Genomic DNA, 23,665 nt, shown 5'->3' with positions numbered 1-23,665 from the left:
GTAGAACGACGGCCCGGCGTCCCTGGCGGGAACGCCGGGCCGTCACCATCGCGGGCGACGCCGGGACTGGGCTCGGTCAGCCGACGGCGGCCAGGTCGGTCAGCCGGGCCAGCGAGTCCTCCAGGTCGGCGCCGACCCGGCGCAGGCCGAGCCGGAGCAGGGCCGCCTTGACGGGTCCGGCGGGCCACCGCACGACGATCAGCCGTACGACGGTGCCGCCGGCCTCCTCGTCCGGGGTCAGCTGGACGTAGATCTCGGTGCGCGCCTCGGCTCGGGCGCCGGCACCCTTCGCGCGTTCGCGCCAGCCGATCAGGGTCGGCTCCTGGAAGGCGATCACCTCGGCCTCGTGCGCGGCGCCGCGTCCGGCCTGGACCAGCTGCCGCCGCCCGAATCCCTCCCCGGACAGGACCTCGGCCGCGCGGACTCCCGCCAGCCAGGCCGGCAGCTGCTCGGCGCGCTGCACCACGTCCCAGACCACATCCACCGGCGCCGCCACGTGCGCGCTTCGTTCCACGAGGATCATGAGTATCTTTCCCCCACTTAAATCACATCCGCGATATTTGGCACTCTATGTGTAAATCGGACTTAAGCGGACGGGTTCGGAAAAGACACGCCGAACTCCCTTGCGCCACCCAGTCATCTCGGCCTATGGCGCGGCGGTCCGCCGAGCCCTAGAGTCGCGAGCACGCTTCATGTCTTGGAGGGTGCCTTGACGACCGCGCCGATGCCCGAGTTCCCCGCCGGCTTCCGCTGGGGGGTCTCCACCTCCGCGTACCAGATCGAGGGCGCGACCACTGCCGACGGTCGCGGTCCGTCCATCTGGGACACGTTCGCGCACGAGCCGGGCCGGGTCGCCGACGCCAGCACCGGCGACCGGGCCTGCGACCACTTCCACAGGTACGCCGAGGACACCGCGCTGCTGGCCGGGCTGGGGGTGTCCGCGTACCGGTTCTCGCTCGCCTGGCCCCGGATCCAGCCGGACGGCACGGGCCCGGCCAATGCCGCCGGGCTGGACTTCTACGACCGGCTGGTGGACGGCCTGCTCGCCGCCGGGGTGGACCCGGTCGCCACGCTGTTCCACTGGGACCTGCCGCAGCCGCTGGAGGACGCCGGCGGCTGGCTGAACCGGGACACCGCCGCGCGCTTCGCCGAGTACGCCGACCTGGCCGCCGCCCGGCTCGGCGACCGGGTGAAGCTCTGGATCACGCTCAACGAGCCGTTCATCCACATGAGCATGGGCTACGGCATGGGCGTGCACGCCCCCGGCCGGATGCTGCTGTTCGACGCCTTCCCGGTGGCCCACCACCAGCTTCTCGGGCACGGTCTGGCGGTCTCCGCGCTGCGCGCCCGCACCACGTCCCCGGTGGCGATCGCCAACAACTACTCCCCGGTGCGGGTCGCCGGCGACACCGACGCGGACCGGGCCGCCGCCGCGGCGTACGACGCGCTGCACAACCTCCTGTTCACCGATCCGCTGCTCGGGCGCGGCTACCCGGACGCTCCCGGCCTCGACCCGGCGGTGATCCGGGACGGCGACCTGGACGTGCTGGCCGCGCCGATCGACGTGCTGGGGGTCAACTACTACAACCCGACCGCCATCCGGGCGCCCGAGGCGGGCTCGCCGCTGCCGTTCGACATCGTGCCGCTGGAGGGCTACCCGCGTACCGCGTTCGACTGGCCGGTGGCGCCGGACGGCCTGCGCGACCTGCTGCTCCAACTGCACCGGCGGTACGGCGACGCGCTGCCGCCGATCCAGATCACCGAGAGCGGCTGCGCGTACGACGACGCGCCGGACGCCGACGGCCGGGTGCACGACCCGGAGCGGATCGCGTACCTGGACGGGCACGTGCGCGCGGTGCGCGGGGCGATGGCCGAGGGCGTGCCGGTGACCGGGTACTTCGTCTGGTCGCTGCTGGACAACTGGGAGTGGGCCGAGGGCTTCACCAAGCGGTTCGGCCTGGTGCACGTCGACTTCGACACGCAGCGGCGGACGCCGAAGTCGTCGTACGCCTGGTTCCGGGACCTGGTCCGGCGGTGACCACTGTGAACCCGACGCCGGCCTCGCTGCCGGCGGCGCTCGCCGAACCGACGGTGCCGGTACGGCGGAGCTGGATCGCGCTGATCTTCGCGGCCAACCTGGGCGTCTGGATGGCGTTCTTCACCCCGATCCAGGTGCTGTTGCCGCAGCAGGTGGAACGGATCGCGCCGGCCGACAAGGAGGCGATGCTGGCGGTGGTCACCGGCATCGGCGCGCTCGCCGCGGTGCTGGCGAACCCGCTCGCCGGCGCGCTGTCCGACCGCACCTCGCTGCGGCTGGCCAACCGCCACTTCGGCCGCCGGCACGTCTGGACCGCGTTCGGCGCGGTGATCGGCGCGCTCGCCCTGGTGCTGCTGGCCCGGCAGAACACGATCGCCGGGGTGGCGGTGGCCTGGGTGGCCGCGCAGGTCTGCTTCAACGCGATGCTGGCCAGCCTCACCGCGGCGATCCCCGATCGGGTGCCGGTGGCGCAGCGTGGCGGCGTGTCCGGCTGGGTGGGCATCCCGCAGGCGCTGGGCCTGGTGCTGGGCGCGGTGCTGGTGACGGCCGTGGTGACCGGCAACGCCGCCGGGTACGCCGCGATCGCGCTCGCCGTGCTGCTGCTGTCGCTGCCGTTCGCGCTGCTGACCCAGGACGACCACCTGCCCCGGGAGCACCGCTCGCCGCTGCGGCTGCGCTCGCTGTTCTCCTCGATGTGGATCAGCCCGCGCCGCCACCCCGACTTCGCCTGGGCGTGGTTCACCAGGTTCCTGGTGCAGACCGGCAACGCGCTGGGCACGCTCTACCTGCTCTACTTCCTCACCGACGGGGTACGGGTGGCCGACCCCGAGGGCTCGCTGCTGATCCTGATCCTGCTCTACACGGTCGGCATGATGCTGACCGCCGTGACCGCCGGGCGCATGTCCGACCGCTCCGGCCGGCGCAAGGTCTTCGTGATCGCCTCCGGGCTGATCATGGCGGTGGCGGCGACGCTACTGGCGGTGGCACCCACCTGGCCGATGGCGATCGTCGCGGCGCTGCTGCTCGGCGCCGGGTACGGCGTCTACCTGGCGGTGGACGCCGCGCTGATCACGCAGGTGCTGCCCGCCGCCACCGACCGGGCCAAGGACCTCGGCGTGATCAACATCGCCAACTCGGCGCCGCAGGTGCTCGGCCCGGCGCTGTCCGCGCCGATCGTGGTGCACCTCGGCGGCTACCCGACGCTGTACGCGGTGACCGCGGCGGTCACGCTGCTCGGCAGCGCCCTGGTCGTGAAGATCCGCTCCGTGCCGTGACGCCCGCCGGCTGCCGCGCTTGTTAAGAAGGGGCCCCTTCACCTCCGGAGGCGTTAAGAAGGGGCCCTTCCTTTCTCGGTGGCGGCCCGCCGTAGGCTGGGGGACGTGACGGTACGTGTACGCTTCGCCCCCTCCCCGACCGGTATGTTCCACGTCGGCGGCGCCCGCTCGGCGCTGCAGAACTGGATCTTCGCCAAGCAGCAGGGCGGGGTGTTCGTGCTGCGCATCGAGGACACCGACGCGGCCCGCAACAAGCCCGAGTGGACCGAGGGCATCCTGTCCGCGCTGGAGTGGATCGGCATCGCGCGGGGAAGCTACGAGGGTCCGTACTTCCAGTCCTCGTACGCCGGCGAGCACCGGGCCGCCGCGCAGCGGCTGTACGAGGGCGGCCGGGCCTACTACTGCGACTGCACCCGCGAGGACGTGCAGGCGCGTACCGGGCCGCAGCAGCGCGGCTACGACGGCTTCTGCCGCGACCGCGGACTGGGGCCGGGCGAGGGCCGGGCGCTGCGCTTCCGTACGCCGGACGAGGGCGAGACCGTGGTGGTCGACCTGGTGCGCGGCGAGCCGACGTTCGAGAACAAGCTGATCGAGGACTTCGTCATCGCCCGCGGCGACGGCTCCCCGGTGTTCCTGCTGGCCAACGTCGTGGACGACATGTCGATGGGGATCACCCACGTGATCCGGGCCGAGGAGCACCTGCCGAACACCCCGAAGCAGCAGCTGCTGTGGGACGCGCTCGGGGTCAAGCCGCCGATCTGGGCGCACGTGCCGGTGGTGGTGAACGAGAAGCGGCAGAAGCTGTCCAAGCGGCGGGACAAGGTCGCGCTGGAGGCGTACCGGGACGAGGGCTACCTCGCCGACGCGATGCGCAACTACCTGATGCTGCTGGGCTGGGCGCCGTCGGGCGACCGGGAGATCGTGCCCTGGTCGGTGATCGAGGAGGAGTTCCGGCTGGACGAGGTCAACCCGTCCCCGGCGTTCTTCGACGAGAAGAAGCTGCGCGCGTTCAACGGCGACTACATCCGGGCGCTGCCGGTGGAGGACTTCGTCGCCGCCTGCCAGCCGTGGCTCACCGGCACCGACACCATCGCCCCGCCGCCGTGGCAGCCCGAGGAGTTCGACCCGGCCGCGTTCGCGGCGGTGGCTCCGCTGGCGCAGACCCGGATCGCGGTGCTCAGCGAGATCGTGCCGAACGTCGACTTCCTCTTCCTGGCCGACCCGCTGATCGACGAGGCGGCGTGGGCGAAGGCGATGAAGGAGGGCGCGGCCGACCTGCTGGACGCGGCGATCGTCGCGTTCGAGGCGCTGGAGTCCTGGGACGCGGAGTCGCTGAAGGCCACGCTGGAGGCGGTCGGCGCGGAGCGCGGGCTGAAGCTCGGCAAGGCGCAGGCGCCGGTACGGGTCGCGGTCACCGGCCGCACCGTCGGGCTGCCGCTGTTCGAGTCGCTGGAGGTGCTCGGCCGCGACCGTACGCTGACCCGGCTGCGCGCCGCCCGCGTACGCCTGGTCTGAGCGGCAGGCCCGCCGACGGCCCGGGCGTGTCGTGGCCGGGAGAAGGTGACCCTGTCGAGCGATATGCCTCTGAGTCATGATTATGACTCAGAGGCATATGCGTTTTCGGCGATCGTTGCGCCGGCCGCGTCACGCGGAGTGTTCCCCGCGAGCCGGCTCCCGCTGACCGGCCGGCGTCAGCGGCGGGCGGCCCGGCGGCGCAGCAGCAGCCCGCCGCCCAGAGCGGCCAGCACCACCACCGCGCCGGCCGCCCACAGCCAGCCCGTACCCCCGTCGTCGTCCGCCTCGGCGGCGGCCGGGGTCGGGCTCGGCGCCGCGCTGGTAGGCGCGGCGGGGGCGGCACTCGTGGGCGACGCGCTCGCCGACGGCGCCTCGGCGGGGGTGCCGGTGGTCAGGGTGAACCGGATCTCCCCCTTGATCGGATGGCCGTCGTCGGAGGCCAGCCGGTAGGTGACGATGTAGAGCCCGGCCGCGCCCGGCCGGAACGGCACGGTCACCCGCTTGCCGGAGAAGGTCGGCGCGCCGCCGGCAGCGGCCACGTTGTCCGGCCCGGTGACGGTGACCTCGGTCGTGGCTTCCTTCGGCGTGGCCAGGAACCGCAGCTCGATCCGCTCCGGCGCGGCGGCCAGCCGGGCCCCGTCGCGCGGATCGCTGCCGGTCAGCGAGTTGTGCGCGGCGGCCGGCGCGGCCGGCAGCAGCGCGAACGCCGCCACCACCCCGAGCACCACCAGCCAGGTACGCGCCGTACGGGCGACCCTGCCCCCCATGGTTCCCTCCGTCCGGGTAAGATCCGGCCGATGATCATCGACCGCTCGTTGGTCGGTCTCAGCTCGCAAATAGTTCCAAATACTCTTCCACCTGCTGCAACCGAGCGCCGTTCTGCGGAGTCTTTGTGGTGGACACCGGTCCAGTGTGACTGCAGCGGAAGCCAGCCATCGAACGGGGCGAGGAGGCGGCGATGATCCGGAAGGTGAGACGGCTGCTGATCGCCGTGACCGGGACGATGGCGGCCCTCGCGTGCACACTGGCTCTGACCGGCGCGACGGCGGCCCACGCCGCCCCGAAACCGACGCCCGCGCCCGCCCCGACCGGCGTCGACATCACCGGCGACAAGCTCGACGAGCCGCTGCGGCTGCGCACCGACAGCCGGTCGGCCGACGTCCACCTGGTGATCGACCAGGTCAAGTGGCTGGGCGCGACCGGCCAGCTGCGCGGCCCGGCCGCCGCGGACCTCGGTCCGAAGTACACGGTGGTGGTGCACGTCGCCGCCGGTCCGCAGCGCACCTACGACCTCTTTCCCCTGGCCAAGGGCGGCCCGCGGGTCTACCGGCCGGCGAAGCAGCCGGACAGGAGCAACCTCCGCGCGGGCTGGTTCCTCGGGCGGCTCAACATGCCGGAGACGCTGCGCTCGGTAGGCGTGCCGTTGCCGGCGCAGTTCGACACGCTCGCCGGTGGCATCGGCGGCGGCGAGCGGGTACTGCCGGAGGAGGCGCTCGACCCGGTGGGCGAACTCGACACCGCCCTCGGCGAACTCCAGCGGCTGCTGCTGCTCAACGTGGGCGTCGTGCTGGTCATCACCGCCGGGCTCGCCGGCATCGCGCTGCTGGTGCGCCGCCGCACCCGCTGAGCCCGGCCCGACACCGCGTCGGCGTCAACCCGCCCGGCTCCGCGTCAGCACCAGCGACGCGGCGGGCGCTCGCGGCGGACCGTACGGTTGCGCGGGCGTACCGCGCCGTGGCGGTGGGCGCCCGCCCAGCCCGCCAGGTCGCTGCGACAACCCTGCTCCGGCGACGCCTCGTCCGCGAGATGCGCCGGCTCGACGGCCCGCTGACGGGGCACCGCCGGCTCGTCCTCGGCGCGCTCCGCGGCCCGGCCGACGGCCTGCTCGCCCTGGTGGTGCAGGCACGGCCGACGCGGGTGCGTGGCCGTGACCGGCTGGTCGTGGCCACGCCGGCACGGCTCGCCCTGGGCGCAACCGTGCTCGGCCTCCCCCTGCGCCATCCCGGCCTCCTCACCGTCGCCCTCGCGCGCCCGCCGGAACAGCCCGGGCGCGCCCTGACACCGTACTGGCCCACCCGGACAAGATCGCCAGCGCGTACCGGTGGAGATCGTCACGCCACGGCGAAGCCGCCACCTCGGAGTGGAACCGCTGCTCAGCGCATGTCAGGCTGGTGCGGTGAGCGAACCGGGCGGCACGGAGACGTCGGCGACGCTGCGGCGTATCGAACGGGCGGCGGGCGGCCTGGCCACCGCCAGCGTGGCCCGGATGGACGAGACACTGCCCTGGTTCCGCGACCTGCCCGCCGACCAGCGCTCCTGGGTCATGCTCGTGGCCCAGGCCGGCGTGCGGTCACTGGTGCAGTGGCTGCGCCAGGGTGGCGGGGCCACCGACCGCACCCAGGAGGTGTCGGACGAGGTCTTCGCCGCCGCGCCGCAGGCGCTGGCCCGCTCGATCAGCCTCCAGCAGACCGTGGCGCTGATCAAGGTGACCATCGACGTGGTCGAGGAGCAGGTGTCGGAGCTGGCCGTGCCGGGCGAGGAGCAGTCGCTGCGGGAGGCGGTGCTGCGCTTCTCCCGGGAGATCGCGTTCGCCGCCGCGCGGGTCTACGCCCGGGCCGCCGAGAGCCGCGGCTCCTGGGACGCCCGGTTGCAGGCGCTGCTGGTCGACGCGTTGCTGCGCGGCGACTCCCCGGACGTGCTGGCCAGCCGGGCCGCCGCGCTCGGCTGGACGGACGCCCCACCGGTCGCGGTGGCGGTGGGCCGGTCCCCCGGCGGCGAGGTGGCCGCCGTGCTGCACACCGTCTACCGGCAGGCCCGGCGGATCGGCGTCGAGGTGATCGGCGGCGTGCACGGCGACCGGCTGGTCATCGTGCTGGGCGGGGCGGCCGACCCGGTGGCGGCCACGGAGAAGCTGCGTACCGCCTTCGGTGAGGGGCCGGTGGTGGTCGGCCCGGCGGTGCCCAGCCTGGACGAGGCCACCGAGTCGGCGCGGGCCGCGCTGGCCGGCTTCCGGGCCGCGCCGGCCTGGCCGACCGCGCCGTGCCCGGTCGCCGCGGACGAGTTGCTGCCGGAACGGGCGCTGGCCGGCGACACCGAGGCCCGCCGCCGGTTGCGCCACGACGTGTACGCGGCACTGGCCCGCTCCGGCGGCGAGCTGCTGGAGACGCTGGACGCGTTCTTCGCCGCCGGTGGCACGCTGGAGAGCGCCGCCCGGGCGCTCTTCGTGCACCCGAACACCGTGCGCTACCGCCTGAAGCGGATCGCCGAGGTGACCGCCTTCTCGCCGCTGGCCCCGCGCGACGCCTTCGCGCTGCAGGTGGCGCTGACTGTGGGTAGGCTCGACCCGGTGGTACCGGGGGTCTCCGACCGGCGATGACCGCCCACCGATTTTTGTAGGTTTCCTCCAAAGGTTCTAGTGCGGTTTCGTGCCGTGCGTTACAGCGCGACCCGCGAGTATCCGTCAGAGTCGTACACGTGCTCGCCGTACTCTCTCCGGGACAGGGTTCGCAGAAGCCCGGCTTCCTCGCTCCGTGGCTCGACCTCGACGGTGTCGAGGCGCGCCTGCGCTGGTGGTCGGCCCTGGCCGGGGTGGACCTGATCCATTTGGGCACCCGGGCGGACGCGGACGAGATCAAGGACACCGCCCGTACCCAGCCGCTGCTGGTCGCCGCCGCGCTGCTCGCCGCCGAGCACCTGCCGATGCACGACGTCGCGCTGGTCGCCGGGCACAGCGTGGGTGAGCTGGGCGCCGCCGCCCTGGCCGGGGTACTGCCGGCCGAGGCCGCCGTGACGCTCGCCGGCGTACGCGGACACGAGATGGCCGCGGCCTGCGCGCTGGAACCGACCGGGATGGCCGCGGTGCTCGGCGGTGACCCGGACGAGGTGCTCGCCGCGCTCCAGTCCCACGGGCTGCACCCGGCCAACCGCAACGGCGCCGGTCAGATCGTGGCCGCCGGCGCGATCGACGGGCTGGACAAGCTCGCCGCCGAACCGCCGGCCCGCACCCGGATCATCCGGCTCCAGGTGGCCGGCGCGTTCCACACGCCGTACATGGCGCCGGCCGAGGCCGCGCTGGCCGCCGTCGCCGCCGGTGTCACCGCCTCCGCCCCGGCCCGGATCCTGCTGTCCAACCTCGACGGCGCGCCGGTCGGGCACGGCCCGGAGACGCTGCAGCGGCTGGTCCGGCAGGTCACCGCCCCGGTCCGCTGGGACCTGTGCATGCGTACGCTGGCCGACCTCGGGGTCACCGGCGTGATCGAGCTGCCGCCCGCCGGCACCCTCGCCGGACTGGTCAAGCGGGAACTCAAGGGCGAGGGCGCGCCCGAGATCGTCACTCTGAACACCCCCGCCGACCTGCCCGCCGCGCGGCGGCTGATCGCCCGGCACGCCGGTCCCGCCCGCCCGTACACGCCGTGGTTCCGGGTGGTCGTCTCCCCCGCCGCCGGCCGCCTCGCCCGGGCGGCCGAGGCGACGGTGGGCGCCGAGGTACGCGCCGGCCAGGTCCTCGGCCACGTCACCGGAGCGCAGGGGCCGGTCGAGGTGACCGCACACGACAACGGGCTGCTCACCGAGTGGCTCGCGCACCACGACGACCCGGTCGCCCCGGGCCAGCCCCTCGTCCGCATCGGAGGAACGCACTAAATGGCCGGCAGCCGGATCGTCGCGATGGGGCACTACCAGCCCTCCCGCGTCGTCACGAACGACGAGATCGCGCAGATGGTGGACACCAGCGACGAATGGATCCGGGACCGGGTCGGCATCGCCACCCGGCGGATCGCGGGCGACGAGACGGTCGCCGACATGGCCACCGCCGCCGCCGGCAAGGCGCTCGCCAACTCCGGCCTCACCGCCGCCGACATCGACATGGTCGTGGTGGCCACCTGCTCGTCGGTGGACCGCAGTCCCAACGTGGCCTGCCGGGTCGCGGCGAAGCTCGGCGTCACCGCGCCCGCCGCGTACGACCTCAACACCGCCTGCTCCGGCTTCGCGTACGGGCTGGGCACCGTGGACCACGCGATCCGGGCCGGCGCGGCGCGCAACGCGATCGTCGTCGGCGCCGAGAAGCTCTCCGACTTCACCGACTGGACCGACCGCTCGACCTGCATCATCTTCGCCGACGGCGCCGGGGCGGCCGTGGTGACCGCGACCGCCGACGACGAGCCGGCCGGGATCGGGCCGGTGGTCTGGGGCTCCGCGCCGGAGAAGAGCGACGCGGTACGCATCGAGGGCTGGCAGCCGTACATCGCGCAGGAGGGGCAGTCGGTGTTCCGCTGGGCCACCACCGCGCTGGCCCCGCTCGCGCTGCAGGCCTGCGAGCGGGCCGGCGTGGCCCCGTCGGAGCTGGCCGCGTTCGTGCCGCACCAGGCCAACGGCCGGATCATCGACGGCATCGCGAAGCGGCTGAACATTCCGGACGCGATCATCGCCAAGGACATCGTCGAGTCCGGCAACACGTCGGCGGCGAGCATCCCGCTGGCCCTGTCGAAGCTGGTCGAGCGGCGCGAGGTGCCCTCGGGCGCCCCGGTCCTGCTGTTCGGCTTCGGCGGCGGCCTGACCTACGCCGGTCAGGTCGTGCGCTGCCCCTGAGACCCCCTCGGGCGCGAACGCGCCGAGGCGCGTGACCGGCGACGCCGGTCACCGGTAACCCCCGATGAGAGGAACCAACCGCAATGACCCGTGACGAGATCACCGCCGGCCTCGCCGAGATCCTCGAAGAGGTTGCCGGGGTGAACCCGGACGACGTGGCCGAGGGGAAGTCCTTCACCGACGACCTCGACGTCGACTCGCTCTCCATGGTGGAGGTCGTGGTGGCGGCCGAGGAGAAGTTCGGCGTCAAGATCCCGGACAACGAGGTGCAGAACCTCAAGACGGTCGGTGACGCGGTCAGCTACATCGAGGCGCAGTCCTGATCATGAGTCGTCCCGACGTCGTCGTCACCGGGCTCGGCGCGACGACCCCGCTCGGCGGGGACGTCGCGTCGACCTGGGACGCCATGCTCGCCGGCCGCTCCGGGGTGAGTGCGCTCACCCAGGAGTGGGCGGCGGACCTGCCCGTCCGGATCGCCGCCCAGCTGGCGGTGGACCCGTCCGAGGTGCTGGACCGGGTGAAGCTGCGCCGGCTGGACCGCTCGGAGGCCATCGCCATCATCGCCGCCCGGCAGGCGTGGGCCGACGCCGGGCTGGCCGAGGCCGGGCCGGACCCGGAGCGCCTGGCGGTCAGCGTCGGCTCGGGCATCGGCGGCGCCACCACCCTGCTCGCCCAGGACGACATCCTGGAGAAGTCGGGCCCGCGGCGGGTCTCCCCGCACACCATCCCGATGCTGATGCCGAACGGTCCGGCCGCCTGGGTCGGACTGGAGCTGGGCGCCAAGGCCGGCGTGCACACCGTGGCCAGCGCCTGCGCGACCGGCGCGGAGGCGATCGCGCTGGGTCTGGACATCATCCGCGCCGGCCGGGCCGACGTGGTGGTGGCCGGCGGCACCGAGGCGGTCATCCACCCGCTGCCGATCGCCGGCTTCAGCTCGATGCGGGCCATGTCGACCCGCAACGACGAGCCGGAGCGGGCCTCCCGGCCGTGGGACTCCGGTCGCGACGGCTTCGTCCTCGGTGAGGGCGCGGGCGTGGTGATCCTGGAGCGCGCCGACCACGCCGCCGCCCGGGGCGCCCGGGTGTACGCGCGCCTGGCCGGCGCGGGGATCACCTCGGACGCGTACGACATCGTGCAGCCGCACGCCGAGGGCGAGGGCGCGATCCGGGCCATCGCCCGGGCGGTCGCCGACGCGGACGTGGCCCGTACCGACATCGTGCACGTCAACGCGCACGCCACCTCGACCCCGGTCGGGGACATGCTGGAGATCGGCGCGCTGCGCCAGGCGGTCGGCGACCACCCGGTGCTCACCGCCACCAAGTCGATGACCGGGCACCTGCTCGGCGCGGCCGGCGCGCTGGAGTCGATCGCCACCATCCTGGCCATCCGGGACGGCGTGATCCCGCCGACGATCAACCTGGACGACCCGGACGAGGGCCTCACCCTGGACGTCGCCGCGCACAAGGCGCGGCACATGGAGGTCCCGGCGGCGCTGAACAACGCGTTCGGCTTCGGCGGACACAACGTGGCGCTGGTCTTCACCCGCCCCTGACGTAAGGAAGGGCCCCTTCTTAACAGCGACTGTTAAGAAGGGGCCCTTCCTCTACCGCAGGCGTTAACAGGGGGCCCTTCCTTACACCTCAGCGGTTGCGGGGGTGTAGGCGGGCGGTGCGCTCGTTGCCCCGCCGGTAGTTGCCGGTCCACCGGGCCATGGCCAGCTGCGGATCGTCGTCGACCTCGGCCAGGAACTGCGCCGCCCGGCCGCCGCGAAGCGTGCTCGCGACCCGGCCGTGATGCGTGATCACCACCGTGCCGTCGGCGCGCTCGACGTACCGGAATCCCTGTGCTGCCTCTCCCATGGCGCCACCCTGCCAGCCGGCCGCCCCGGGCCGCACCCGAGTTACCGGCGGCGGCGGTCAGGTGCGGCAGGTGGTGGCGGGCAGGCCGGAGACCGGCACCGGGGAGCGGCCGCCCGGGCGGGCCTTGCCGGCGAGCACCGCGGCGAGGCCGTTCATCGAGGCCCGGGTGGACGAGTAGGTCGCCATCAGCGTCGGGGACTTCGCCCCGGACAGCACGTACGGCGTGTCCATCGCCACCGTCACGGCGGCGTCGGCGCGCAGGTCCTTCGCGCCGTCGCCGTACCCGACCAGGTGCACCACCGTGCCGCCGGAGGGCACCACCTTGACGCCGGCCGCGGTGAGCGCCTCGGTCAGCAGCTTGCGGGTGCGCTCCCGGCCACCGGAGGAGGTCACGCTGACCGGTCCGGTCACCGCGCCGCCGCACTTGCCGCGCAGCACCGTCACCGCGGCGGTGGCGAGGTCGTCGGCGGCCTTGCGGTGTGCCGCGCCGTCGAGCGTGGACAGCGCTGGCGTGTCCCGCCCGGCCAGCCGGAACTTCATGGTGAGCACCCGGGTGACCGCCTCGACCAGGCGGGCGCGGGGCAGCGAGCCGTCCTTGAGCGCGGCGCGCAGCCCGTCGTACGCCTGGGTGACGTTCGGCGTCATCAGGATGAGGTCGTTGCCGGCGTTGAGCGCGCGCACGGCCGCCTCACCGGGTGACCACTTCTTGGCCGGGGCCATGTTCATCCCGTCGGTGATCACCACGCCCTGGAAGCCGAGCTGGCCGCGCAGCACGTCGGTGAGCAGCTTGCGGGAGAACGTGGCGGGGGTGCCCGGGTCGACCGCCTTGACGTCCAGGTGGGCCGACATCACCGCCATGGCCCCGGCGCCGATCCCGGCCCGGAACGGCGGGAACGCGATCCGGTCCAGGTCGGCGCGGGACTGCTTGATCACGGGCAGCTCGGTGTGCGAGTCCTCGGCGCTCAGGCCGTGCCCGGGGAAGTGCTTGACCGCCGCGCCGACGCCCTCGGCCTGCAGGCCGCGTACCGCGCCGGCCACCTGGGGGGACGCGGTCGCCGGGTCCGCGCCGAAGGACCGGGAGCCGATCACCGTGCTGCGGGTGACGAGCACGTCGGCGACCGGGGCGAAGTCGAGGTTGATGCCCATCGCGGCCAGCTCGGCCCCGGCGGCCCGCCAGGCGGCCTCGGTCAGCGCCGGGTTCCCGGCGGCGCCGGCCGCGAGCGGGCTGGGCAGCAGCGTCACGCCGTCGGTGATCCGGGTGACCACGCCGTACTCCTGGTCGGTGCCGATCAGGAACGGCGCGGCGCCGGCGGGCAGCTTGCCGGCGGCGGCGCGCAGCCCGTCGGTGAGCGCCCGGACCTGCTTCGGGTTGTCGACGTTCGTGGTGGCCTGGTTGCCGGAGGTGGGGTCGTCGGCGCTGAAGCCGACCAGGATGACGCCGCCGAGCCGGTACTTCGCCACCATCTCGGCGGGGGTGTCGACGCCGGCCAGCGCGCGGTTGCCGGCCGCCGAGCCGGCCGAGACCTCGGTGGCCGAGCTGCCGTAGGCGTACGGCATCAGCACCTGCCCGACCAGGTCCTCGTCGCTCAGCGTGCCGACCAGCGCGGCGGCGCGGGCGGCCGGGTCAGCGGCCGGCGACTCGCTCGGCGCGGGCGCGGCCGACGACGGCGCCGGACTCGTCGGGGTGGGACGGGGCCGGTCCGGCCCGTCCGAGCACCCGGAGACGAGAAGCGCGGTCAGTGCGGCGAGCGCGACGGCGGAGCGCCGCGGGGAAATCGACACGCGGCCCACCGTATCGGGGCAACTCGGCCGCCGTCACCCGACCCGGGTGAGCAGCGTCACCGGGGCGCCGTCGCCGGCGTAACGGTAGGGCTCCAGTTCGGCGTCCCAGGCGGTGCCCAGCGCCTTGTCCAGCGCGTGGGCGAGCGCCTCCGGGCTGCGCGCGGCGGCCATCAGGCTGCGCAGCCGGTCCTCGCCGAGCTGGATGTCACCGGCCGCGCCGACGGCGGCCCGGAACAGGCCCCGGCCCGGTACGTACATGAAACGCTCGCCGTCGACGCCGGGACTGGGTTCCTCGGTGACCTCGAAACGGATCATGGGCCACTGCCGGAGGGCAGCGGCCAGCTCCGCGCCGGTCCCCGGGCTGCCGGTCCAGCCGCACTCGGCGCGACGAGCGCCCGGATCGGCGGGCTGCGCCGTCCAGTGCAGGTTGACCGGCGCGGCGAGGACGCGCGCGATCGCCCACTCGACGTGCGAGCACACGGCGAGCGGGGTCGAGTGGACGTATACGACGCCACGCGTTGGCACGGTGACCTCCCGGTGAGCCGAGGTGCGTCTTCCCCTACGACCTCGTCCTACCGAGTGGTACCTGGACACACATGATGACCCGTGTGACTGGTGGTGCGCCAGCGAATCGGAAAATTCGCCGGTCCCAGCCGGCGGGAAATACCCGGGAGGTGGAGCCGGTTGTGCCCTCTGACGCCGCGACGACCAGCCAGGTGTCGCGGTCGTGTACAGTTCTCTGGGCGGTTCTGTGTGCCGCCGTACATCTTCGCGGGCAGGCGCTCAACCCGGGCGTCACTCGCACAGCCCCCGGACGGCTTTCCGTCCCCACCGTACGTCTGCAAGGAGTACCTCCGTGGCGAGCAACACCTCTAAGACCGCGCGCGCGTCAGTCCGGGCCGGCCAGGCTGGCCAGGGTGGCGCCCTCAGCGTGCTGGGCGAGTTCAAGTACCTGATCCCGCTCAACGGCGGCAAGCACGCCTACGTGCGCAACCTGACCAACGGCAAGACCGCGCACCTGCGCACCGACTCCGAGGCCTTCGTCGAGGAGATCCGGGTGCTGGCCGCCGCCGGCCACGCCGCCAAGATCCGGGCTGAGATCAACGGCCTCGCCGCCGCCCACCCGGACCACGGCTGGGAGGCCACCGAGAAGCGCCTGGTCGAGGCCGGCGTCTTCGAGGGCTGAGCACCCTTCACCCGCACCACCGCGACCGCCCGCCGGGATCACCCGGCGGGCGGTTTCGCGTCTGCTCCTGCGGCAGCAGCGTCACCTCACCGGTGGCGGATCGCCGGCGGATGCGCGTCCGGCTCGTCCACGGGTCGGGACGCGAATCTTCTCCCCGCCCCGGTTGCCGTGGTGTCATGACGGGTAACGCCGGTGTCACCGCCGGGACACCCGGTGGACGCAAACCGGACGGGCTCGGGGGTGGCGACATGGAACTGCGGCTTCCGGACGGCGTACGCCTGCACGTGACGGTCACCGGGCCGGTCGACGCCGAGGTCACCGTGCTGATGCTGCACGGCTGGACGCTCGACGGCCGCAGCTGGCACCGTCAGGTCGCCGAGCTGCGGGAACGGTTCGGCGACCGGGTCCGCCTGGTCACCTACGACGCGCGCGGCCACGGCCGGTCGAGCTGCCTGGCGCTGCGCGACGCCACGCTCGCCCAGCTCGGCGACGACCTCGCCACCGTGGTCGACGAGATCGCCCCGTCCGGGCCGATCGTGCTGGTCGGGCACTCGATGGGCGGAATGACGGTGATGGAGTACGCCCACCGCCACGCCGACCGGTTCGCGGCGCGTACCGCCGGGCTGGTCTTCGTCTCGACCACCGCCGAGGGGCACACGCACACCGTCTACGGCCTGTCCCCCCGCATCACGAGGTTGATCCGGCTCGCCGAGACCACCGGCGCCGGGGTGCTGGCCCGGTGCGGCGGCTGGCGGCCACCGCACGCGCTGCTGCGCGCGCTGCGCCCGAGCATCCGCTGGATGCTGTTCGGCGACCGCTGCGACCCGGCGGACATCCGGCTGGTCACCTCGGCGGTGGCCCGGGCCACGCTGCGCTCGATCGGCGGGTTCCGCGCCTCGATCGGGGCGCAGCACCGGCTGGAGACGCTCGCCGCGCTGGGCGGGCTGCCGGCCGCCGCGCTGGTCGGGGACCGGGACCGGCTCACCCCGCCGCCGTGCGCCGAGTCGATCGCGGCGGCGCTGCCCACCACGGAGCTGACCGTCTGCCCGGGCGCCGGTCACATGCTGATGATGGAGCGCCCGGACCAGGTGAACGACGCCGTGGCCGGGGTGCTGGACCGGGTGCTGACCGGCCGTCCGGCGGCCCGCCTCTGAGCGTCTCCCGCTCCGGAACGGCACTGACGTACGCCACGCGGACGGCATGCCCCGGCGCTGCGGTTGCCGGGGGCCCGTACCCTCATTCAGCCCGTCGTGCCGTCCGACCACAGGAGCATCCGCGTTGACCGACCAGACCACGCTGGACCGGGAGATCGCCGCCGAGCAGCGCCACCTCGACCGGGTGTACGCCCGGCTGGCCGAACTGCGCCGGTCGGCGGCCGACGCCGAGCGGGAGGGCTACCGGCTGGCCCGGGTCGGCAACTTCGGCGCGCTGGTCGAGCGGGATGCGATGGTCTTCCACGCCGCCCAGCGCCGGCACGTGCTGGACGCCGAGCACGAGGGGCTGGTGTTCGGGCGGCTGGACCTGCGTACCGGGCAGGTGCTGCACGTCGGCCGCCTGGGCGTGCGGGGCGTGGACGCGGAGACGCTGGTGGTGGACTGGCGGGCCCCAGCCGCCGCCGCGTTCTACCAGGCCACGCCCGCCGAGCCGCGCGGCGTGGTACGCCGGCGCACGATCCAGTCGGCCTCGGAGAAGGTCACCCGGATCGAGGACGACCTGCTGGACCCGGAGGCCGCGCCGCCGGACATGGCGGTGGTCGGTGACGGAGCGCTGCTGGCCACGTTGTCCCGGGCCACCGGCCGGGGCATGCGCGACATCGTCGCCACCATCCAGCGCGAGCAGGACGAGGCGATCCGCTCCCCCGGCAACGGCGTCACGATCGTCTCCGGCGGCCCGGGGACCGGCAAGACGGCGGTGGCGTTGCACCGGGCCGCGTACCTGCTCTACTCCGACCGGGCCCGGTACGCCGGCGGCGGCATCCTGGTGGTCGGCCCGTCCGGCGTGTTCGTCGAGTACATCGCCTCGGTGCTGCCCTCACTGGGCGAGGAGACCGCCACGCTGCACTCGCTCGGCTCGCTCTTCCCCGGCCTGTCCGCGTCGCGGACTGACCCGCCGGACGTGGCGGCGGTGAAGGGCTCGCTGCGGATGCGCCGGGTGCTGGAACGCGCGGTCCGCGACGCGGTGCCGGACTCCCCCGCCGAGCTGCGCCTGCTGTACCGGGGTGAGCTGCTGCGCCTGGAGCGCCCCGCGCTGGACGCGATCCGGGACCGGACGCTGGCCCGGGGCGCGCGCCGCAACGAGGTACGCCGGGCGGCGTTCGACGCGGTGCTCGCCGCGCTCTACGCGCAGGCCCGCACGCTGCGGGTGGGCCGGCTGCCGGAGCAGCCCGCGTTCGAGGACGAGATCATCGAGCGGCCGGAGTTCCGCGAGTTCCTCAAGGCGTGGTGGCCCCGGCTGCACCCCCGGCACGTGCTGGACTGGCTGGCCCGCCCGGACCGGCTGCGCCGCTACGCCGGGGGGATCCTCTCCTCGGCCGAGATCCGGTTGCTCGGGCAGGCGTACCGCACGCTCGCGACCGACGGGCTGACGGTGGCGGACATCGCGCTGCTGGACGAGCTGGACGCGCTGCTGGGCAAGCCGGTGCAGCGGGCCCGGCCCAAGCGCGACCCGTACCAGCTCGCCGGTGGCGTGCGCGAGCTGAGCACGTACGCCGATCGGCAGCGCGCCGCCCGCGCGGCGGCCCGGGAGCGTCCGGCCGACTACCGCGACTACGCGCACGTGGTGGTGGACGAGTCGCAGGACGTCTCGCCGATGCAGTGGCGGATGATCGGCCGGCGCGGGCGGCTGGCGTCCTGGACGGTGGTCGGCGACCCGGCGCAGACCGCCTGGACCGGCGACCCGCAGGAGCTGGACCGGGCCCGGGACCAGGCGCTGGGCCGGCGCAAGCGGCACCGCTACGAGCTGACCACCAACTACCGCAACTCGGCGGAGATCTTCGCGGTGGCGGCGGCGGAGATCCGCCGGCTCTACCCGGATCTGCCGCTGCCCGACGCGGTCCGGTCCACAGGCGTTCCGCCGGTGGAACGCACGGTGCCCGCCGCCGAGCTGCCGGCGGCCACCGTCGAGGCGGCCGAGGCGCTGCTCGGCCAGGTGGAGGGCACCGTCGGCGTGATCACGCCGGTGCCGCGCCGGGACGAGGTGGCCGGCTGGCTGGGCGCGCTCGGCGCGGGCCGGCTCCAGGTGGTGACCAGCCTCCAGGCCAAGGGCATGGAGTACGACGGCGTGGTGCTGGTGGCGCCGAGCGAGATCCGGGCCGATCCGGGCTCGGGCGTGCGCACGCTCTACGTGGCGCTGTCCCGGGCGACCCAGCGCCTCACCACGCTCGACCCGGTGGGGTGAGGGGCCACGCCCGCGCCACCCACAGTTCACTTGCATACATAGCGATGTGAGCATACATTGGGCCCGGCCGGTACGCGGCAGGGAGGGTGTTGGCGTGGGCGCAGGTCATGACCACAGCAGCGCGGTGGCCAACGCGGCACACCGCCACGCAGGCCGGCTCTGGGCCGCGTTCGCGCTGCTCGCCGTCCTGATGGTGGTCGAGGCGGTGGCCGCCTTCACCACCGGCTCGCTCGCCCTGCTCTCCGACGCCGGGCACATGTTCACCGACGTGCTCGGCATCGGCATGGCCCTCGCGGCGATCACCGCCACCCGGCGCGCCGGCACCGACCCGCAGCGCACGTTCGGCCTCTACCGGCTGGAGGTGCTCGCCGCCCTCGCCAACGCCGTGCTGCTCGGCGCCGTCGCGGTCTACGTCCTGATCGAGGCGGTACGCCGCTTCGGCGAGCCGCCGGAGGTGCTGGCCGGCCCGATGCTCGTGGTGGCGGTGCTCGGCCTGCTCGCCAACATCGTCGCCTTCGCGCTGCTGCGCGCCGGGGCGAAGGAGAGCATCAACCTGCGCGGCGCGTACCTGGAGGTGCTCGGCGACCTGCTCGGCTCGCTCGGCGTGATCGCCGCGGCGCTGGTCATCGCGGTGACCGACTGGTGGTGGGCGGACCCACTGGTCGCCGTCGGGATCGGCCTGTTCATCCTGCCGCGCACCTGGCGGCTCGGCCGGGCCGCGGTGCGCATCCTGGTGCAGGCGGCGCCGGAGCACCTCCAGGTGACCGCCGTGCACGACCGACTGGCCGCGGTCCCCGGCGTGGCCGAGGTGCACGACCTGCACGTCTGGACGCTCACCTCGGGCATGGAGGTGGCCTCGGCGCACCTGACCACCGACCCGGGCGTGGACCCGGCCGGGGTGCTGGCCGCCGCGCGGACGGCGCTGCACGAGGACTTCTCCATCGATCACGCCACGTTGCAGGTCGAACCCGGAGCGTCAGCCGGAGTGTGCGGAAAGACCGAGTGGTGATTAGGGCAGACTTAAATCACCGTGACTGCTGTACACTTATGTCGGTTTTGCCCCACCATGCGGCACTGCGCAACGGAGCCACGCCCGGGCCGCGCCGGTAGGCTCGGTCGCGGCCGCAGCCACCGGCGTCACGGGCGCAGGTGGGGTGGCCGTCGCCTAATCGCCCGAAGGGGCGAGCCGGGGAACCACGTACGTGGGGTGCATCCGCGTCAGCGGTAGGGATCTTCCGTCCCGAACCCGTCAGCTAACCCGGTCGGCGGTTGACGGAAGGACATGTGAATGCCCCCAGTGGCACCTGTACGACGGACGGCCGCCCGGTTGGCGGCCCTGCTCGTCGCGACGCTGACTGTCGGCGTCGCGACCGTTCCGGCCTCCCCCGCCTCGGCGGCGCCCCGGACCGCCCTGCTCGCCGCCGCGCCCGGCGACGACGAGGGCGGCACGCCCGAGCTGCGCGCCCAACTCGACGCGGCCAGCAAGGGCTGGCTGGAGGCGAAGGCCGCGCTGAACCGGTCGGTGGACCGCCAGAAGCAGCTCAACGACCAGCTCGCGAAGGTCGGCGCCGAGCTGGCCGTACGTGACGCCAAGGTCGGTGAGATCGCCGGGGTGGCGTACCGCGCCGGGCGGCTCGGCACCGCCGCCGCGCTGCTCGACAGCAGCAGCCCGGCGGGCTTCATGGACCGGGCCGCCACGCTGGAACAGGTCGCCGCGCACGAGGACCGCACGGTGCGCGAGCTGATCACCACCCGGGACGAGGCCACCCGCACCCGGGCCGCGCTCGACACCGAGATCCGCGAGCAACGCAAGCAGGTCGAGGTGATGGGCAAGCGCAAGGAGCAGGCCGAGCGCGCGCTCGAAGTGGCGAACGAACGTTCCGCCCGCAACAACAGCAGCGGCGGCGGCAGCGTCCAGGGCACCTCAAGCAAGAACGCGAAGCCCGCACCACGCAACTCGGACGGCTCGTGGCCGTCGGAGTCGTGCAGCGTCAACGACCCGACCCCGGCCAACGGCTGCATCACCCCGCGGACGCTGCACGCGCTGCAGCAGGCCAAGGCGGCCGGTTTCACCAGGTACGTCTCGTGCCACCGGCCCAGCGGCTCGGGCGAGCACCCGAAGGGGCGGGCCTGCGACTTCGCCGCCCAGAAGAACGGCTTCGGCGGCGTGGCCAGCGGCGGTGACCGGACGTACGGCAACAACCTGGCCGCGTACTTCGTGCGCAACGCCGACCCGCTCGCCGTGCTCTACGTGATCTGGTTCAAGCAGATCTGGCTGCCCAGCAGCGGGTGGAAGTCGTACAGCGGCGGCAACGGAGACCCGTCCAGCGACCACACCAACCACGTGCACCTGTCGGTGTACTAGCGCGCTCCCGGGGGGCCGGCCGGATCGGGCCGGCCCTCCAGCGTCGCGCCGAGACGGGCCGCCAGGCTCAGGTGAGCCGCCCGGGCCTGGCGGAACGCGTACCCGAACAGCGGCGCCGGCGCGGTGAGCGTGATCTCCACGTCGATGCGCACGGTGCCGTCGGGCTCGTCGCGCAGCCGGGTGTGGTTGCGCACCGTCGTCGCCGGCTGCTGCCGGGCCACAGTGACCACCTCGTCCTCGCTCGCGACCAGCACGTCCGCCTGGTACGTGACCGGGAAGTGCAGCGGGCCCAGTTGCAGCCGGTCGGTGATCGCGTAGCTGGCCAGCGCGCCCGGCCGGGCCGGCAGCTGCCGGACCCGGACGATCAGCGGATGCAGCTCGCCCTGGCGACTCAGGTCACCCAGCAGTGCCACCGCGTCGGCCCGGCTGCACCGGGCCTGCACGGTGTAGCTGAAGCTGTCGCTGCTCTGCAAGCGGGCCCCCTCGCCGTCGTACGTCGCGACGATCGTCCCGTACCGACGCCGGGCTGGCAACGGGTAGAAGGTCCCCTGGCCGCAGGGGGTGCGAACGGCGCTCAGGCGCCGGGCAGCACCTCGGGGGTGTCGTCGGCGAACCACGGCTCGGGAGCGCCGAAGAGGCCGAGCAGGCCGGTCACCCAGAGCTGCCGGTGCACGAACCGGCTCGGCTCGGTGACCACGAGCTTGACGCCACTGACCTCGCAGGTCTGGAAGCCGGCCACCATGGCGCTGATGCCGACCGAGTCGATGAACGTGACGAGCCGCATGTTCAGCTCGATGCGCGAGGGACGGCCCTTCGCGAGCACCTCGGCGATCGCTTCCCGCACCTCGTACGCGGTGTCGACGTCGATCTCCCCACGGGGCGCGATCTGGACGACACCACCCGGCCGCACCGACTTCACGATCGACAGGCTCACGCGAGCACCTCCACTCGCCCTTGACGGGCGCCTCATCAGTACGCGGGCCGCGACCGAGAGTATTCCTCCAACGGCCCGGTCGCCACCCCCCGGGATGAGCAATTCGCGAACTGGGCACACCTGGGCGCTCCCAATCCGGACCTCCGGGTTCCAGTTTCCCCTTCGACGCGGGCCGCGGCCAGCCGTACGGCCGGTCGGACCCGTCGATCCGCCGACCAGGGTAGCGGGCGCGCGCACGTCCCGTCGGCACCGGTCCCGGCGCGTTCGGGTGGTTCGTCCCGTTCGCTGCTCACGAGCCGGGCACCACCGCGAGGGTTTGCCGCGTGCGCCGGTGGGGCACTGCCCCGAGACAGTGAACGCGCCGGATGGACACCGGAGTCCGAAGTGGCCGCCGGCCTTCGGCACCCGAGGAGGTAGAACGATGTTCGGATCCAACCTGCTGGACCGCCGGGGCAAGGCCGAGCGGGTCGCCGACCAGGCGTGGCAGCACCTGCTCTCCGCGGCCGGCTCCGCCGGTGACAGCGTGCGCGACGCCACCCGCAGCGCCCGCCGCAACTCCTCCGGCTTCGCCGACGACGCCACCGACCTGGTCGGCTCCGCCGCCGAGGAGGCGCGCCGGCGGGCCACGCTCGCCTTCGACGCGCTGGCCGGACGCCGGCCCGCCCTGCCCTGGACGCTGCTGATCGCGGCGGCGCTCGCGGGCGCGGCGATCGGCTGGGCCGCCGGCACCGCCGCGCGCGCCGCGGGCAGCCGCGACCGCGCCGCGGACGAGATCGAGTTCGTGGACGTGGACCGCCCGAACTCCCCGGCCGGCCTGGACGGCTGAACCCCACCCGACCGGCACGGTGGCCGCTCCCGGCACTCCCGGGGGCGGCCACCGTGCCGCGTGGTGCTCTCCCCCACCCGGACCGGGTGAGGGCCGGTCACCCGGGACACGCGCAGGATCGCGGGTGCGGGACCGCGTGCCCGCGCCGCCATCGACGGAGGGAGAGCCGGATGGCCACCGACACGATCACGCGCACCGACCGGGACATCCAGTCCGCGGTGCTCGACGAACTGACCTGGGAGCCCCGGGTCGGCCCGGACGAGATCGGCGTAACCGTCACCGAGGGCGTGGTGACGCTGACCGGCCGGGTGGACAGCTACGCCAAGAAGTGGGCTGCCGAGCGGGCCGCGCACCGGGCCGCCCGGGTCCGCGCGGTCGCCAACGACCTCGCCGTCCAGATCGCCACCGCGGCCGGCCGGGAGGACCCGGAGATCGCCGTCGCGGCCGTACGGGCGCTGGAATGGGACGCGTTCGTGCCGGTCGAGACGCTGCAGGTGACGGTCTCCGACGGCTGGGTCACGCTGCACGGCGACGTCGAGTGGGAGTACCAGCGGCGGGCCGCCGAACGGTCGGTCGCCCGGCTCACCGGCGTACGCGGAGTGAGCAACGGGATCGCCGTGCGCCCGGCGGTCCGCGCCGACGGCCACGACCTGGCCGAACGGATCGTGGACGCGCTCGCGCGCAACGCCGCCACCGAGGCCGAGAGCGTCGACGTCCGGGTGCACGGCGACACCGTCGTGCTCGGCGGGCAGGTCCACTCGCCCGGCGAGCGCGCGGAGATCGAGCGGGTGGTGTGGAACGCCCCCGGCATCCGGGAGGTGCACAACCACCTGGTCGTGCGCTGAGCCGAACCACCCCGCCCGGGTGAGCCCGCCTCACCCGGGCACCCGCCATGGTGGGAGGC

The 23,665-nt window shown here is 73.9% G+C and carries 24 protein-coding genes and 1 riboswitch; of the genes, 16 read left to right on the top strand and 8 right to left on the bottom strand.

Annotation, left to right across the window (positions count from 1 at the left end; translation table 11 throughout):
• Window positions 1-76: 76 nt before the first annotated feature.
• On the bottom strand, window positions 77-523 hold the full coding sequence (locus tag O7542_RS02960) for an SRPBCC domain-containing protein (RefSeq protein ID WP_030503643.1): 447 nt from the start codon (window positions 521-523) through the stop codon (window positions 77-79).
• 201 nt (window positions 524-724) lie between these two features.
• On the opposite strand from O7542_RS02960, the gene O7542_RS02955 reads away from it, so the two are divergent.
• From O7542_RS02955 to gltX, 3 genes are all read left to right on the top strand, one after another.
• Window positions 725-2,038 (top strand): GH1 family beta-glucosidase, encoded by a 1,314-nt coding sequence (locus O7542_RS02955; RefSeq protein WP_064448235.1) that lies wholly within the window; start codon window positions 725-727, stop codon window positions 2,036-2,038.
• Complete coding sequence (locus tag O7542_RS02950) at window positions 2,035-3,312, top strand: MFS transporter (RefSeq protein ID WP_113972616.1); 1,278 nt, start codon at window positions 2,035-2,037, stop codon at window positions 3,310-3,312. Before O7542_RS02955 ends, O7542_RS02950 begins: the two co-directional genes overlap by 4 nt.
• Before the next feature lie 105 nt (window positions 3,313-3,417).
• On the top strand, window positions 3,418-4,827 hold the full coding sequence (gltX, locus tag O7542_RS02945; protein ID WP_082931128.1) for a glutamate--tRNA ligase: 1,410 nt from the start codon (window positions 3,418-3,420) through the stop codon (window positions 4,825-4,827).
• Window positions 4,828-5,003: 176 nt separating this feature from the next.
• Here the strand turns inward: gltX and O7542_RS02940 are convergent, their stop codons facing one another.
• Complete coding sequence (locus O7542_RS02940) at window positions 5,004-5,594, bottom strand: copper resistance CopC family protein (RefSeq protein WP_187693107.1); 591 nt, start codon at window positions 5,592-5,594, stop codon at window positions 5,004-5,006.
• Window positions 5,595-5,785: 191 nt separating this feature from the next.
• Between O7542_RS02940 and O7542_RS02935 the strand changes: the two genes are divergently transcribed.
• Window positions 5,786-6,454 carry a hypothetical protein gene (locus tag O7542_RS02935; protein ID WP_064448232.1) on the top strand — a complete coding sequence of 223 codons (669 nt, stop codon included), beginning with the start codon at window positions 5,786-5,788 and terminating at the stop codon, window positions 6,452-6,454.
• Between the two features lie 44 nt (window positions 6,455-6,498).
• Here the strand turns inward: O7542_RS02935 and O7542_RS02930 are convergent, their stop codons facing one another.
• Window positions 6,499-6,828 carry a hypothetical protein gene (locus O7542_RS02930; RefSeq protein ID WP_043329196.1) on the bottom strand — a complete coding sequence of 110 codons (330 nt, stop codon included), beginning with the start codon at window positions 6,826-6,828 and terminating at the stop codon, window positions 6,499-6,501.
• 100 nt (window positions 6,829-6,928) lie between these two features.
• On the opposite strand from O7542_RS02930, the gene O7542_RS02925 reads away from it, so the two are divergent.
• The 5 genes from O7542_RS02925 (at window position 6,929) to fabF (ending at window position 11,965) form a co-directional block, all read left to right on the top strand.
• Window positions 6,929-8,203, top strand: coding sequence for a helix-turn-helix domain-containing protein (locus O7542_RS02925; protein WP_274479170.1), 1,275 nt, complete (start codon window positions 6,929-6,931; stop codon window positions 8,201-8,203).
• A gap of 98 nt (window positions 8,204-8,301) precedes the next feature.
• Complete coding sequence (locus O7542_RS02920) at window positions 8,302-9,468, top strand: acyltransferase domain-containing protein (RefSeq protein WP_281605657.1); 1,167 nt, start codon at window positions 8,302-8,304, stop codon at window positions 9,466-9,468.
• Complete coding sequence (locus O7542_RS02915) at window positions 9,469-10,413, top strand: beta-ketoacyl-ACP synthase III (RefSeq protein ID WP_043329189.1); 945 nt, start codon at window positions 9,469-9,471, stop codon at window positions 10,411-10,413.
• An 83-nt stretch (window positions 10,414-10,496) separates the two neighbouring features.
• Complete coding sequence (locus O7542_RS02910) at window positions 10,497-10,736, top strand: acyl carrier protein (protein WP_007072348.1); 240 nt, start codon at window positions 10,497-10,499, stop codon at window positions 10,734-10,736.
• Between the two features lie 2 nt (window positions 10,737-10,738).
• Window positions 10,739-11,965, top strand: a complete 1,227-nt coding sequence (gene fabF, locus O7542_RS02905; RefSeq protein WP_281605656.1) for a beta-ketoacyl-ACP synthase II — start codon at window positions 10,739-10,741, stop codon at window positions 11,963-11,965.
• 88 nt (window positions 11,966-12,053) lie between these two features.
• Here fabF and O7542_RS02900 read toward each other — a convergent pair whose 3' ends face one another.
• From O7542_RS02900 to O7542_RS02890, 3 genes are read right to left on the bottom strand one after another with little or no spacing between them, the layout of a single operon-like run.
• The gene (locus tag O7542_RS02900; protein ID WP_104113058.1) at window positions 12,054-12,272 is read right to left on the bottom strand and encodes a hypothetical protein; all 219 of its coding nucleotides are present in this window, start codon (window positions 12,270-12,272) and stop codon (window positions 12,054-12,056) included.
• A 57-nt stretch (window positions 12,273-12,329) separates the two neighbouring features.
• Window positions 12,330-14,054 (bottom strand): glycoside hydrolase family 3 protein, encoded by a 1,725-nt coding sequence (locus O7542_RS02895; protein WP_043329186.1) that lies wholly within the window; start codon window positions 14,052-14,054, stop codon window positions 12,330-12,332.
• Between the two features lie 33 nt (window positions 14,055-14,087).
• A complete protein-coding gene (locus O7542_RS02890; RefSeq protein ID WP_013287841.1) occupies window positions 14,088-14,579 on the bottom strand; it encodes a DUF3145 domain-containing protein in 492 nt (163 codons plus the stop codon).
• Between the two features lie 331 nt (window positions 14,580-14,910).
• Here O7542_RS02890 and O7542_RS02885 point away from each other — a divergent pair, with 331 nt between their 5' ends.
• The 5 genes from O7542_RS02885 (at window position 14,911) to O7542_RS02865 (ending at window position 21,001) form a co-directional block, all read left to right on the top strand.
• Complete coding sequence (locus tag O7542_RS02885; protein ID WP_043329183.1) at window positions 14,911-15,240, top strand: hypothetical protein; 330 nt, start codon at window positions 14,911-14,913, stop codon at window positions 15,238-15,240.
• A gap of 248 nt (window positions 15,241-15,488) precedes the next feature.
• Entirely contained in the window at window positions 15,489-16,394 is a 906-nt protein-coding gene (locus O7542_RS02880) for an alpha/beta hydrolase (RefSeq protein ID WP_064448227.1), read from the top strand.
• A 124-nt stretch (window positions 16,395-16,518) separates the two neighbouring features.
• Window positions 16,519-18,636: an AAA family ATPase gene (locus O7542_RS02875; protein ID WP_064448226.1), complete on the top strand. Its 2,118-nt coding sequence runs from the start codon at window positions 16,519-16,521 to the stop codon at window positions 18,634-18,636.
• Window positions 18,637-18,730: 94 nt separating this feature from the next.
• Entirely contained in the window at window positions 18,731-19,645 is a 915-nt protein-coding gene (locus tag O7542_RS02870; protein WP_043329179.1) for a cation diffusion facilitator family transporter, read from the top strand.
• 143 nt (window positions 19,646-19,788) lie between these two features.
• Window positions 19,789-19,920, top strand: a riboswitch (cyclic di-AMP (ydaO/yuaA leader).
• Between the two features lie 4 nt (window positions 19,921-19,924).
• On the top strand, window positions 19,925-21,001 hold the full coding sequence (locus O7542_RS02865) for a hypothetical protein (RefSeq protein WP_281605655.1): 1,077 nt from the start codon (window positions 19,925-19,927) through the stop codon (window positions 20,999-21,001).
• On the opposite strand, the gene O7542_RS02860 is transcribed toward O7542_RS02865, so the two are convergent.
• A complete protein-coding gene (locus tag O7542_RS02860) occupies window positions 20,998-21,534 on the bottom strand; it encodes an SRPBCC family protein (protein WP_231915621.1) in 537 nt (178 codons plus the stop codon). The genes O7542_RS02865 and O7542_RS02860 overlap by 4 nt on opposite strands.
• A gap of 41 nt (window positions 21,535-21,575) precedes the next feature.
• Window positions 21,576-21,935, bottom strand: a complete 360-nt coding sequence (locus O7542_RS02855; RefSeq protein ID WP_013287849.1) for an STAS domain-containing protein — start codon at window positions 21,933-21,935, stop codon at window positions 21,576-21,578.
• Window positions 21,936-22,356: 421 nt separating this feature from the next.
• On the opposite strand from O7542_RS02855, the gene O7542_RS02850 reads away from it, so the two are divergent.
• Window positions 22,357-22,761 (top strand): hypothetical protein, encoded by a 405-nt coding sequence (locus tag O7542_RS02850; protein ID WP_064448225.1) that lies wholly within the window; start codon window positions 22,357-22,359, stop codon window positions 22,759-22,761.
• 170 nt (window positions 22,762-22,931) lie between these two features.
• Window positions 22,932-23,606, top strand: coding sequence for a BON domain-containing protein (locus tag O7542_RS02845; protein ID WP_064448224.1), 675 nt, complete (start codon window positions 22,932-22,934; stop codon window positions 23,604-23,606).
• The last annotated feature ends 59 nt before the right edge of the window (window positions 23,607-23,665 follow it).

Source organism: Micromonospora sp. WMMC264 (assembly GCF_027497275.1).
Lineage (GTDB): Bacteria > Actinomycetota > Actinomycetes > Mycobacteriales > Micromonosporaceae > Micromonospora > Micromonospora chalcea.
This window is presented reverse-complemented; position numbering and strand designations above follow the sequence as displayed.

Bases quoted from the DNA above. Each gene is read 5' to 3' on its own strand.
- O7542_RS02865 (WP_281605655.1), top strand. From the start codon at position 19,925: ATGCCCCCAGTGGCACCTGTACGACGGACGGCCGCCCGGTTGGCGGCC.
- O7542_RS02845 (WP_064448224.1), top strand. From the start codon at position 22,932: ATGGCCACCGACACGATCACGCGCACCGACCGGGACATCCAGTCCGCG.
- O7542_RS02935 (WP_064448232.1), top strand. From the start codon at position 5,786: ATGATCCGGAAGGTGAGACGGCTGCTGATCGCCGTGACCGGGACGATG.
- O7542_RS02915 (WP_043329189.1), top strand. From the start codon at position 9,469: ATGGCCGGCAGCCGGATCGTCGCGATGGGGCACTACCAGCCCTCCCGC.
- O7542_RS02910 (WP_007072348.1), top strand. From the start codon at position 10,497: ATGACCCGTGACGAGATCACCGCCGGCCTCGCCGAGATCCTCGAAGAG.
- O7542_RS02940 (WP_187693107.1), bottom strand. From the start codon at position 5,594: ATGGGGGGCAGGGTCGCCCGTACGGCGCGTACCTGGCTGGTGGTGCTC.
- O7542_RS02900 (WP_104113058.1), bottom strand. From the start codon at position 12,272: ATGGGAGAGGCAGCACAGGGATTCCGGTACGTCGAGCGCGCCGACGGC.
- fabF (WP_281605656.1), top strand. From the start codon at position 10,739: ATGAGTCGTCCCGACGTCGTCGTCACCGGGCTCGGCGCGACGACCCCG.
- O7542_RS02930 (WP_043329196.1), bottom strand. From the start codon at position 6,828: ATGGCGCAGGGGGAGGCCGAGCACGGTTGCGCCCAGGGCGAGCCGTGC.
- O7542_RS02955 (WP_064448235.1), top strand. From the start codon at position 725: ATGCCCGAGTTCCCCGCCGGCTTCCGCTGGGGGGTCTCCACCTCCGCG.
- O7542_RS02880 (WP_064448227.1), top strand. From the start codon at position 15,489: ATGGAACTGCGGCTTCCGGACGGCGTACGCCTGCACGTGACGGTCACC.
- O7542_RS02960 (WP_030503643.1), bottom strand. From the start codon at position 523: ATGATCCTCGTGGAACGAAGCGCGCACGTGGCGGCGCCGGTGGATGTG.
- O7542_RS02850 (WP_064448225.1), top strand. From the start codon at position 22,357: ATGTTCGGATCCAACCTGCTGGACCGCCGGGGCAAGGCCGAGCGGGTC.